The 12,093-nt window shown below is 56.9% G+C and carries 9 protein-coding genes; 2 read left to right on the top strand and 7 right to left on the bottom strand.

What is annotated here, in order from left to right; all coding sequences use genetic code 11:
- Positions 1-56: 56 nt before the first annotated feature.
- Both tagF and QRN85_RS02495 read left to right on the top strand, forming a co-directional pair.
- Positions 57-1,490 (top strand): type VI secretion system-associated protein TagF, encoded by a 1,434-nt coding sequence (gene tagF / locus QRN85_RS02500; protein WP_284757115.1) that lies wholly within the window; start codon positions 57-59, stop codon positions 1,488-1,490.
- A complete protein-coding gene (locus QRN85_RS02495; RefSeq protein WP_284757114.1) occupies positions 1,483-2,349 on the top strand; it encodes a protein kinase domain-containing protein in 867 nt (288 codons plus the stop codon). Before tagF ends, QRN85_RS02495 begins: the two co-directional genes overlap by 8 nt.
- A 40-nt stretch (positions 2,350-2,389) precedes the next feature.
- On the opposite strand, the gene QRN85_RS02490 is transcribed toward QRN85_RS02495, so the two are convergent.
- From QRN85_RS02490 to QRN85_RS02460, 7 genes are all read right to left on the bottom strand, one after another.
- Positions 2,390-3,517, bottom strand: coding sequence for a polysaccharide biosynthesis/export family protein (locus QRN85_RS02490; RefSeq protein ID WP_113170259.1), 1,128 nt, complete (start codon positions 3,515-3,517; stop codon positions 2,390-2,392).
- A gap of 205 nt (positions 3,518-3,722) precedes the next feature.
- Complete coding sequence (locus QRN85_RS02485) at positions 3,723-6,056, bottom strand: bifunctional diguanylate cyclase/phosphodiesterase (RefSeq protein ID WP_284757113.1); 2,334 nt, start codon at positions 6,054-6,056, stop codon at positions 3,723-3,725.
- Positions 6,057-6,206: 150 nt separating this feature from the next.
- Positions 6,207-6,497, bottom strand: coding sequence for a hypothetical protein (locus QRN85_RS02480; protein ID WP_502870755.1), 291 nt, complete (start codon positions 6,495-6,497; stop codon positions 6,207-6,209).
- 157 nt (positions 6,498-6,654) lie between these two features.
- Positions 6,655-8,265, bottom strand: a complete 1,611-nt coding sequence (locus QRN85_RS02475; protein ID WP_113091827.1) for an ABC transporter ATP-binding protein — start codon at positions 8,263-8,265, stop codon at positions 6,655-6,657.
- Position 8,266: 1 nt separating this feature from the next.
- On the bottom strand, positions 8,267-9,397 hold the full coding sequence (locus tag QRN85_RS02470; RefSeq protein WP_113091828.1) for an ABC transporter permease: 1,131 nt from the start codon (positions 9,395-9,397) through the stop codon (positions 8,267-8,269).
- Positions 9,390-10,313 carry an oligopeptide ABC transporter permease OppB gene (oppB, locus tag QRN85_RS02465; protein WP_062588065.1) on the bottom strand — a complete coding sequence of 308 codons (924 nt, stop codon included), beginning with the start codon at positions 10,311-10,313 and terminating at the stop codon, positions 9,390-9,392. Before oppB ends, QRN85_RS02470 begins: the two co-directional genes overlap by 8 nt.
- A gap of 146 nt (positions 10,314-10,459) precedes the next feature.
- Positions 10,460-12,058, bottom strand: a complete 1,599-nt coding sequence (locus tag QRN85_RS02460; protein ID WP_113091829.1) for a peptide ABC transporter substrate-binding protein — start codon at positions 12,056-12,058, stop codon at positions 10,460-10,462.
- Positions 12,059-12,093 lie beyond the last annotated feature (35 nt).

The raw sequence follows: 12,093 nt of genomic DNA, 5'->3' as shown, positions 1-12,093 counted from the left end.
GAGGGGATGATGATAAAAACCATGCACCGGCAAAGCAAAGCCGGATCGTGCCGCTAATGGCCAACCCAACGACAAATCCCGTAAAAACCGCGATCGAAAATGATCGCATCGGCTTTTACGGGAAAATTCCAAGCCACGGAGATTTTGTTTCCGAAGGGCTGGATCGTGAGCTACTGGAAGCTTTCGATACGTGGCTGCGATCCGGTATGCACGCCTGCGCGGATGTCTTTGCCGATCGCTGGAGCGCGGTTTTTTCAAATTCCCCTCCCTTGCGCTTCATCATCGAACGCGGCATCTGGGGCAGAAGTGCCTATGCGGGCGTCCTGCTGCCAAGCAAGGATCGGGTCGGGCGCAAATATCCACTTATCGTGCTTGCGCAGCTGCCGGATTTTCGCCACCACCCACGAACGCTTTATCTTGACGATACCTGGTTCATGGCAGCCGAAGCTCTGGCGGAAACGTCGATGACGCTCGACTTCGAGATGGCGCGCTTCACCTCGGCCATCAAGAGGTTGCGCATGCCAAAGCCAAGGGGTGAGGATGACGAGCTTGACGTTCGAGCGGTTCCCGTCACCACTCCAACGAGCCTTTGGTGGTATATAGACGCAGACAGCCGCCGTCCGCGCGGGATGAAATTCGAGGGCAAACCGGCGGCGACAGACTTCGTGAAGCTGTTTCGCGAACAGGTGGAGCCGGAAAAACCTCCGACACCTCAGAAAGCCGAGAACCCGACACGCAGCCGTGACGCCCGCCCAGCCCCCGAGGCAACCAGCCAAAAAGCGGCACCTGCTCCACAGCCCATCCCGGTCGAAAAGGTGAAACGGGGCGAGACCGTTTATAGCTATGCGACACACGCCGGAACACGCCTGACAACCAATGCCGATGCACTGTTTGTTTCTAAAGCGCCTGCCCTGTTTGCCATCGCAGACGGCGTGGGCGATGCGGCATCGGCTGTCGAGGCAGCCCGGCTGACAACCAATGCCTTGACGGAAATTGGTGACACCGACCGCGCGGAGATCATGACGCAGGACATCAGGGCCAAACTCGGCACCGTCAACAGCCTGCTGTTTTCGCGTCAATTTGCCACCGATCTTTCCAGGCCCATGGCAAGCGTCGTTGCCGCCGCGATTGTCGGGGAGACCATGAGCGTCGTCTGGTCTGGCGATGCCCGTGCCTACCTCATGCGCGATGGCACCATGCATCCGCTAACGCGTGACCACGTGACCGTCGGCATGAAGAAACAGCTGGCGCAGTGCATTGGCATATCGCAACAGTTCCGGCCAGGCACTTTCTCCGACCAGTGGAAGCATGATGACAGGCTGCTTTTGTGCAGTTACCCGCTGTTACAGGCACTGCAGGAGCGCGTCGTGGCCGAAATCTTACAGGAAACACCCCTGGGCGATTGTGCCAATGCGTTGATGCAGGAGGCACTGATCGAAAATGCCCGCGATAACATCAGTGCGATCGTCATAGGCACCAGGCGTGGATAGCGGCGACAAAGAGCAAGAGCTGGCCAGATGTTTTGCAACCTTGGTGGCAGCCATCGGTGCCTGCGAAAACCCAATGGACACGCTGGATCGCGTTCGTGACGCGCTGGATCGCAAAGCCGCGAAACTCGCCTCCCACCATCAAGGCTTCGTTGAAGGCAGCCTGTCTGTCGTCGCAGTGGCTTACGAGACGGGAAACACGCAGCTTCTTCAAGCGTGGCACCGCGACATCGACGCCGCCTATGCCATCAAGACGGTGCATCCGGAGCGTCGCCACGATGCCCATCTCATCCAGCAACTTCGTCGTGAAGCCGAGATTGGCCTGTCCCTGCGCCACCCTTTGCTGCAAGAGACCTCCGCCCTCATCCGCATGGCCGATGGAAGGCCCGGACTGTTGCAACCCTGGGCACCAATGACGCTCGGCTCGTGGCTATCCGGCAACCGCATTGCGATATCACAGATATCCGCCTTGATCGCATCCATGCTGCAAGCGGTAGGTGTGATGCACGCGAGAGGTCTCGTACATGGCGATGTCACGGCATCGAATATCCTGCTGCCCCACGGCAATCTCGACAGTCCGCGACTGGGCGACTTTGGAATTACCTTGAGAATAGGGGAAACGCCGCTCGATGTGGGCGCGCGCTATGCGGGATCTCCGGGATACGCCCCGCCTGAGCAGATGGCGGGAGGAAAAGCAGATCCACGTCATGATATCTATGCCATTGGAAAACTGGCAGAGCGTCTGCTCGTGGCCGCGGACGATGTGACTTCGGCACTTTCCAGATTTGTCGAAATCTGTACATTGCAGGATGCCGACAAACGGCCATCATCGGCAGAAGAGGCTGCAAACCTCTTGAGGTGATGGCCATGCGCGTGTAGCGCAACGGCCTCACTTCCTGATGTCAGTTTGAGCTGCCCGGTTGCGGTGCCGCTGCCGTAGGAACGCTCTTCTGGAATACGGTGAGCAACTTGGCGGAGTCGACCAGCGGGGCGTTGCTGGCATAGAGAACGTCACCCTTCTGCATCTGGAACAGCTGCATCAAGGCAATGCTGGACGCGTCGCGCATGTTGACGTGGTAGATCACGGGGCGCATCGTCGCAGTCGTGCCACCCGATTTCAGGTCGGAAGCCGACGCCACCTGAACGACCTCATTGCGGAAGACATAAACGTTGCGCGCATCCGCACGGTCATCCAGCAGACCGCCGGCACGGCCCACCGCCTGCGCAAGCGTCATCTTGCCGGTTTCAAACTGGAATTCACCCGCACTCTTGAACGCGCCGAGCGCAGTGAAGCTCGAGGCGTCGCCATCGATCATGATCTGGTCATCTGGAGACAGGCGGATATTCTGCCGGTCTTCGCGCATGATCCGGTCCAACGTCGCGGTGGCGCGCTGCGATCCGCGGACAACCGTCACACGTGCGGCACCCGGTGCGACAGTCGGCCCACCGGCCTGATTGATCGCGTCCAGCACACGCTCCTGACGCGCGGTCAGAGGAATTTTTCCGGGCGTTTCGACCGCACCGCTCAACATGACGGCGCTGGTCGGCTTGTCAACGACAGTCACCACGGCCTGTGGATTGACCGCCGAGCCCTTGAGCCCGCTGACGACCTGTGTCTGAAGGCCTTCCGGTGTAGAATCGACCACCCGCTGCTTGCCGATGAACGGCAATGTCACGCTACCGCTCTGGTCGACCGTGAAGCGACCCAGATTCAGTGTCTTGCTCTGCGTCGAAGAGAACAGGCCGTCTTCGCCGGTATCGAGCACCGTGATATCGATCACGTCGCCGCGACGCAGGCGCTGGGAATTGTAACCCGTGTTGCGAAGCATGGTCAGACCGGGACCTGTGGCGCTTTCGATGGCAGATGGCGATATGGATGCGGCAGGAGCATTGGCAAGCTCGACCACCCGGATTTTCTCGTTTGTCAGAGGGAAAGTAGCGGACCGGATATTACCGGAAGTCGGACCATCAGAGGGCTTCGCACAACCACTCAGCAAAGCCAAAAGAAGAACCGATACAACCTTCTTCATCCCAATCCCCATGAAAGAATCACCTACACGCAGGAATAGCATCAGGATGTTTCACGGCAATAAGTTTGAAGCTGAAAATTGAAAAATATCAGCTATATAAATTGACCTGTGTGTCCAATAAGCAACCACTTACGTAAGGTGAACCGGAAATTTGCGCCGTCATCATTCAGCCCTGCGCAGTGTGCAGCATCATTGGCGGTCGGCGTCATACCAGCGCGCTCTTACGGGTCCGCTTTGCGCGCGCAGGCAACTTGCTTGGTTTGCCGAATAGATAGCCCTGCGCCTGCGCGCAACCCTCATCCACGATCATGCGATATTGGCTGTCAGTCTCAATTCCCTCGGCGGTAACCGGCAGATCCAGACTTTTTCCAAGGCCAATAATCGCACGAACGATGGAGTGGGCGTTCTCATCCTGTTTCATCGCGGCGATGAAGCTGCGGTCGATCTTGATCTTGTCAAAAGGGAAACTGCGAAGATTGCTGAGGGAAGAATAGCCGGTTCCGAAATCGTCCATGACAATCGTTACCCCTAAGTTCTTCAATTGCCTCATCGTGGACAGGGTGACAGCCCTGTCCTTGAGCAGCGCCGCCTCCGTCATTTCCAGCTCCAGGCGCGTTGGATGCAATCCGGTTTTATCAAGTATTGCGCAGATTGTGTGAGCAAGATTTGCCAGAGCGAACTGAACCGGAGATACATTGACGGCAACTTTTATATGCGGCTCCCACTGTGTCGCAGCCATGCAGGCGTCTTGCAGGATCCACTCACCCAACGCGATGATGACCCCTGTTTCCTCTGCGATCGGGATGAAAACATCAGGGGGTATCATGCCGCGTGTTGGATGGCACCAGCGCACCAACGCCTCATAGCTTGCAATGTCTCCTGTGGAGACGGAGTGAACGGGTTGGTAAAGCAACTCCAGTTCGCGGCGGCCGATGGCCTGACGCAGATCGGACTCCAGCCTGCGACGTTCCTTCGTTTCCCTGTCCATCGCAGGATCGTAAAATGCAATCATGCCACGACCGCTCACCTTCGCCCTATACAGTGCCATATCGGCAGCGTGCATAAGGGTTTCGCTGTCTTTGCCGTTTGCTGGAAACTCTGCGATGCCAATCGTGACACCCACAGCCGTGGGATCACTCACATAGTCCATTTCCCTGCGGAACACAGACAATATATGCTCGCCGAGTTCTCGCACACTGCTTCCCGTGGTTCCAAACCGTGTCAGAATAACAAATTCGTCACCCCCGAGACGCGCAACCAGATCTCCGGTGCGTACCGCCTGCTGCAGAAATCGGGCGACATCTCTTAGCACCCGATCGCCCTCTGCGTGGCCGAAGAGATCATTGACGGCCTTGAAGCGGTCGAGATCGAGTGCGAGCAACGCAAACTGATCATCACTCTGGGCGTGCGCTATATGCTGCGCCAGACGGTCTTGAAACTGCGTACGGTTCGCCAGTCCGGTCAGAATATCGTACCTAGCGAGATATTCGATTTCCCGCTGCGCACGCCGCTTATCAGTCAGATCCCTGACAGCCATGACTTCGCAGGGGCGACCGCGATACTCGATCGTTCTCACCGCCAGTTCGAACGTCCGCGACCTGTCGCCGCGATTGGGAACAGCTTCAACGGCTGCGACACGCGGCATATAGGCAAGTTGCCCATCATCTGCGTTCATCAGATCAGCAGCGTTCTCGCCGATGAGTGTTGCCTCGCCTGTATCAAGTAGCTGTGCAAAGCGGGCATTCACTTCCACGATCCGGCCATCGCGCACGACAGCGAGGCCATCGAGCGTTGCTCCGACAAGCCCCTTAAGATCAACAAGATAGCGGTCGACAAAGGCCGCGACCGCCGTGATCGCAACAACCGTCAGGGTAACCGCAGTAATCGCACACATCAGAAACAGTCGGTCGAGACCGTCCATCTGCGGACCACTTAAGCTTGGGTCAGGCGCGAGCACTGTCGAAGACATGGCTGTAAAATGCAGTATCAACACACCGAGAATGGCTGCCAGTGCGGAGAGATGCACCTGTCTCCGGCCCCGCACGTGCATGAACAACTGGAAGGATGAGGAGAAGATCATCAAGGCAATCACCGTGCCGACGAGGATCGGTGTCATCCGATATTCGATTGTTGCCGCAACCTGCATGCCTGCCATTCCAAGGAAGTGCATGAGCCCAACGACAACAGTGAAAAGGCCACCGACGATGAGAGCCGAGCCTTTACCGCGCCAAAGAAATTGCAGACTGACCCAGAAACCGCCAACCGCCACCGCCGCCGAAAGCGTTGTGTAGAAAAGATCGAAGCCGATGGGCATACTGCCTCGATAGGCAAGCATAGCGATGAAGTGGGTCGCCCAAATGCTTAGGCCAGACGCTAACGCTGCGGCGGTTATCCAGTAAGGCCTGCGCTGAAGCGGGCTTTCGTCAGCTCGGAGCAATATCTGGAAGAAAGAAAGCATTCCGATGAGGGCAATCAAAGCCGCCAATGCTATGACATATTGGTCATGCTGATTGGCGACGCATTCGAGAACGGCGAACACTGCAGGAAACCCTCCATCGGACAGCTATCGCAACATTAGCGCACACCATTTTAGATTTTACTAATTTATTTTTTTGATAGCTTTACGCGAAGAAACTCGCACAAGGCGAGTTTCAATATCGTGGTCGATTAACGGGCTAGAAATCGCACGTTAGATTTCGGGGCATCCACGCTCATTGGCGAACGTAATCGTGTCAGGGCCGCGGCGGGTAAAACCCTCTACAACCACGCGGCGCGGCGTGACCCGTACGATTTCCGGATCTCGCAGACCGGACGCGCGGGCGGCAGCACGGGCTTCGCGTTCGCTGCAGCCTCTTCTTGGAGGGCCGCGACGATCGAGTTCTCTGTCGCGGATGACGGGACGTACACCATCCCGACCAATTCTCAACTCCATATCCTGCGCCTTGGCAGGCGCGGTCATGGCAACGCCGGAGACGGCCATTGTAAAAGCAAGACCGGCAATTTGAATAACCTTGAGCATTCTACCTCCTCGGCGCTTGTCGCACCTTGTATTGTTCACGCCGGAGATAACGCGGATGTGAGGTCGTTGTTCCTTGACACCGTAAGTAAACGGCCCGGCGCTTTGGCCGGGCCGAGTATCAGGCCGCAGTTTCGGTGGTGAAAGCAGACTTGATCAGAGTCTTCGTGTAGTCCGCTGCGGGATTGTTGAAGACGGCGTCGGTTTCGCCTTCCTCGACAATCTTTCCATCCTTCATCACGATCACATAGTCAGAGATTGCCTTGATGACAGAGAGATCATGGCTGATGAAGACATAGGACAGCCCGTGGGCCTTCTGCAGGTCCCGCAACAGATCGATAACCTGCCCCTGAACGGAGCGATCAAGAGCAGATGTCGGCTCATCGAGAATGACGACATCTGGCTTGAGGATGATCGCGCGCGCAATGGCTATACGCTGCCGCTGGCCGCCGGAAAATTCGTGCGGATAACGGTTGCGCGCCGCCGGGTCGAGACCGACTTCCTGGAGAGCCTCTATGGCCCGCTTGTCACGCTCCGCGCGGCTAAGTTCGGGCGCGTGTACGAACAACCCCTCGGTGATGATTTCACCCACGGTCTGGCGCGGTGACAGCGAGCCGTAGGGATCCTGAAACACCAGCTGAAGCTGACGACGCATCGGTCGCATGGCTTTGCGGTCCAGGCCGGAGATTTCCTTCTTGCCAAAAAACAGCCTGCCGCTCGAAGGCGTCAAGCGCAGCAATGCCCGCCCGAGGGTGGACTTGCCTGATCCGGATTCCCCAACGATGCCAATCGTCTGCCCCTGGCGCAGCGAGACATTCACACCATCGACGGCCCTGAAAACCGAGGCCTTCTTGAACAGGCCGCCAGGTATCTCATAATCTACCGTCACATTCTGACCGGAAAGGACAAGCGGTGCTTCCGAGCCAACCGGAGGCTTGTGTCCGCTTGGCTCTGCATCCAGCAGCATCTTGGTGTAGTCGGCTTGCGGACGCTCGAAAATATCTTCCGTGCTACCGGTTTCAACCACCTCGCCACGACGCATGACCGCAACACGGTCGGCGAAATGGCGCACGACGCCCAGATCATGAGTAATCAGGACGACCGCCATCCCGAAACGCTGCTGGAGCGATTTCAGCAGGTCGAGGATCTGCGCCTGAATCGTCACGTCGAGCGCCGTCGTCGGCTCGTCCGCAATGAGAAGATCGGGTTCGTTGGCCAGCGCCATGGCGATCATCACACGCTGGCGCTGCCCGCCTGACAGTTCGTGCGGATAGCTATCGATACGGCGTGCCGGATCAGGAATGCCGACAAGCTGCAACAATTCCATGACGCGCGTTCGCGCTTCCGCCTTGCTGCAGCCTCGGTGGTGGATGATGGGCTCGGCAATCTGCTTGCCGATCTTGTAGAGCGGATCGAGCGATGTCATCGGCTCCTGGAAGATCATGGTGATCTTGGCGCCTCTGATATCGTTGAGATCATCGACCGGCAGTCCAACCAGTTCACGTCCCCGGTATTTCGCGGAACCACGGACCTGCCCGTTTGAAGCCAGCAGGCCCATAATTCCCATCATGGTCTGGCTTTTGCCGGAACCGGATTCCCCGACCACGGCCAGGGCCTCACCCTTGCGCACGTCCAGATCGATGCCCTTGACGGCATTTACGATCCCGTCCGGCGTCGTAAAGTCGACCTTGAGATCGCGCACCGACAGGATGTTTTCAGTTGTTTCACTCATGTCAACGATCCTTGGGATCAAGCGCATCACGCAGCCCGTCACCCACAAAGTTCAGAGAAAACAGCGTCATCACGAAGAAGACCGCCGGGAATATCAGCAACCATGGGGCCGACTGCATATTGTTGGCACCTTCCGAAATCAGCGCGCCCCAACTGGTCAAAGGCGCCTGAACACCAAGACCGAGGAAGGACAGGAAGCTTTCCAGAAGAATGACCTTCGGCACCACCACGGTCACGAAGACAACCACGGGGCCAATCGTGTTGGGAATGATGTGACGGCGGATGATCTGCCAGTCCGTCAAGCCCAGTGCCTGTGCGGCACCGACGAATTCACGCCGCTTGAGCGCAAGGGTCTGGCCACGAACGATACGCGCCATATCCAGCCATTCCACTGCCCCGATAACGAGGAAGATGAGAATGAAGCTTCGTCCGAAGAACACGACGAGGACAACGACGAGAAAGACAAAGGGCAGCGAATAGAGGATTTCCACGAAACGCATCATCGCATTGTCGACACGCCCGCCGATATAACCTGCGGTCGCGCCATAAACGACGCCTATGCCAAGCGACACGAGGCTAGCTAAAACGCCCACGGCAATCGATATCTGTCCGCCAAGCATGACGCGAACGAGAAGGTCGCGACCATTGCTATCGGTACCGAAGAAGAAATATTCGCGGTTCACATCGCCTTCTATTTTCAGCGTGCGACCTTCATCCTCCGTGGCGACGACCCGGGTGTTTTCAAACTCATTGGCGCGATCGAAATAGCGAGTCGTGCGCGGGTCCACTTCGGTGGCAGATGTCACCGTCGCGGTGAATGTCTTGCCTTCGACGGCAAACTCCTTCAGCTCGACGCGGGCGCGGCTCGCAACCCCCTCCATCACGCCCTGAAGGCTCCCGACATCCGGACGGGCGTCAAGGCTGGGCGGAACGGAGACATAGGATGAAAACACCTGATCATAGGTGTGGCTGACGAATTGCGGCCCGAGAAACGAAAACAGCGTAATCAGCACAAGCATGATCGAGCCAGCCATGGCCGCCTTGTTGCGTCGGAAGCGCATCGTGGCCAGCTGGAAAAGGCTGCGGCTTTTAACCGATGTGGGAACGGCATAGGTGCCGGGGATATCAGTCATGTCTGACCCTCGGATCAAGAAGGCCGTAAAGAATATCGACCACAAGATTGAAAACGATGACGAACAGCGCGATGAGAACGACCGTTCCCATGACGAGCGTGTAGTCACGGTTGATGGCGCCCAGCACGAAATAGCGACCGACTCCGGGAATGGTGAAGATCGTTTCGATAACGGCAGAGCCGGTCAATAGCGCAGCGGCGCAGGGCGCAAGATAGGAAACGACCGGCAACATCGCGGCACGCATGGCGTGGACGATGACGACGGTGCGCTTTGGCAACCCGTAGGCTTTGGCGGTGCGAATATGATCCATCCGCAAGGCTTCGATCATCGAGCCGCGTGTGAGCCGCGCAATGACAGCGAGCTGTGGCAAGGCAAGGGCGATCATCGGCAGGAGCAGATACCGCATCGAGCCATCGCCCCAGCTACCGGCAGGCAGAAGACCGAGCAGCACGGCGAAAATCAGCGTCAGAACGGGCGCGACAACGAAGTTCGGAACGGTCACGCCGACGGTCGAAACCGACATCAAGGAGAAATCAAAGAGGCTGTTCTGCCTCAGCGCCGCGAAGGTGCCGGCCAGGACGCCGCCGATCAAAGCCAGAAGAAGCGCATAAAAGCCGAGTTCCAGCGAATAGGGCAGACCCTTGCCGATCAACTGCGCAACGGTGTTGTCCTTGTAGATATAGCTTGGCCCGAAATCGCCGGTCACGGCGTTCTTCATGTAAATCAGATATTGGCGCCACAATGGTTCATCCAGATGATAGGTTCTCATCAGGTTTTCCATCGTCTGTGGTGGCAAAGGCCGCTCCAGATTGAACGGACCACCCGGCGCAAACCGCATCAGAAAAAATGAAATCGTGACGACGATGAACAACGTCGGCACGGCGCTCGCCAAACGGCGCAGAATGAAAGAGATCATAAGTTTTAGGCTCCGGGCATGGCACGGTGGCTAAATCGCAAAACGAGGTCTATTTGCATCGCAAGCTTAGCCCGTTCTACGGATCGTGTCGCGCAAAAGCTCAAAGCTCTTGCGCGACAAATCTAGAACCACCGCGGCAGCACTGCTTATTCGGATACGCTCAGGAAGCGGCTGAGATGCGCGTTATTTGCGTTGTCCTGCCAACCCTTGACCCGGTCTGACACCAGCCACAGCTCTGCCTGCGTCAGGAACGGCGCAATCGGCTGTTCCCTCATGAGGATGGTTTCTGCTTCGTGAAGGATCTTGTTGCGGGCAACCGGGTCTTGTTCGTCGTAAGACTTCTTCATCAACGCATCGAATTCAGGATTGTTGAACTTCGAATAGTTGAAGGTCTTGTTGGACGAGACAGACAAAGCGAGGAAGTTTTCAGCATCCGCATAGTCGGCAACCCAGCCGGCACGCGCAACGTTGAACTTTCCGCCTTCCTGGAGATAACCATAGTGCGAGGCAACGTCGAGATTGACCATCGATACCTTGGCACCGAACGTGGTCTTCCACATATCGGCGACAGCAGTTGCCACACGCTCATGGTTCGGGTTGGTGTTGTAGCGGATTTCGATCGAAAGTGGCTTGCCGCCTTCGCCGTAACCGGCTTCCTTCATAAGCTTGACGGCTTCGTCTTCGCGATCCAGTTGGGACATCTTAGCGAAATCGGCCTTCGCCGGCTCGCCGTAGCTGCCCATGCCCGGCGGCACGAGGGAATAAGCCGGAAGCTGAGAGCCGCTATAGATTTCGTTTGCAAGGAAATCACGATCTACGGCCATGGAAAGAGCGCGGCGAACGCGAACGTCGTTGTAAGGCGCTTCGCGGGTGTCGAAGGTGTAATAGTAGGTTGCCAGAGCCGGTGAGACGTGGACCTGATCACCATAGGACTTGCGCAGACGGTCCAGTTGATCCGCCGAGAAGTTGTAGGCAATGTCCATCTCTTTGGCTTCGAAGCGGCGGACCGATGCAGCCTGATCGTCAATCGGGTAGAAAATGACCTTGTCGATCTTGGTATTGGCGGCGTCCCAATGGTTTGGATTTTTAACAACCGTCAGGCTGTCATTGGGAACGTGAGCTTCCAGCTTGTAGGCACCATTCGACACCATGACACCAGGCTTGACGAAATCTGCGCCGTTCTTCTCAACGCTCGCTTTCGAGACAGGAAGAGCGGTCTGGTGTGTCAGCAACTCAAGGAAAAACGGTGTTGGACGCTCAAGCGTGACTTCCAGCGTTCTGTCGTCAATGACTTTAACGCCGAGGTCTTCGACCTTGCCCTCGCCCTTGTTGATCTTTTCTGCATTCTTGATGGGATAAAGAATGTTGGCGTATTTCGAAGCCGTAGCAGGGTCTTCAACGCGCTTGAACGAGAAAGCGAAATCTTCAGCCGTCACCGGCGAACCATCCGACCACTTCGCATTCTCGCGGATTTTGAACGTGTAAACGGTGCCATCATCTGACACGGTCCAGCTCTCAGCTGCACCGGCAACGACCTTACCGGCAGGATCGTAAATCGTCAGACCCTCATAAAGATCCTTTAGAATGAACGACTCGATGTTGATCGACGTCTGGGCCTGATCCAGCGTTTGCGGCTCTCCTGCGTTGCCACGATGCAGAACTGTTTCTGCCAGAGCAGAACTTGCGCCAATCAGTAGCGAGCCAAGCAGGAGTGCGGCGCGCGTTGTTGTTTTTATAGAATTCATTTTTTTAATTTCCCCATAAAGTGTGAGAACGCGCA

The sequence above is a fragment of the Agrobacterium sp. fls2-241-TYG-188a genome, assembly GCF_030209845.1.
This window is presented reverse-complemented; position numbering and strand designations above follow the sequence as displayed.

Excerpts from the sequence above, each read along its gene's own strand:
- tagF (WP_284757115.1), top strand. The coding sequence starts at position 57 with ATGGCCAACCCAACGACAAATCCCGTAAAAACCGCGATCGAAAATGAT.
- QRN85_RS02490 (WP_113170259.1), bottom strand. The coding sequence starts at position 3,517 with ATGAAGAAGGTTGTATCGGTTCTTCTTTTGGCTTTGCTGAGTGGTTGT.
- QRN85_RS02480 (WP_502870755.1), bottom strand. The coding sequence starts at position 6,497 with ATGGCCGTCTCCGGCGTTGCCATGACCGCGCCTGCCAAGGCGCAGGAT.
- QRN85_RS02475 (WP_113091827.1), bottom strand. The coding sequence starts at position 8,265 with ATGAGTGAAACAACTGAAAACATCCTGTCGGTGCGCGATCTCAAGGTC.
- QRN85_RS02470 (WP_113091828.1), bottom strand. The coding sequence starts at position 9,397 with ATGACTGATATCCCCGGCACCTATGCCGTTCCCACATCGGTTAAAAGC.
- oppB (WP_062588065.1), bottom strand. The coding sequence starts at position 10,313 with ATGATCTCTTTCATTCTGCGCCGTTTGGCGAGCGCCGTGCCGACGTTG.
- QRN85_RS02460 (WP_113091829.1), bottom strand. The coding sequence starts at position 12,058 with ATGAATTCTATAAAAACAACAACGCGCGCCGCACTCCTGCTTGGCTCG.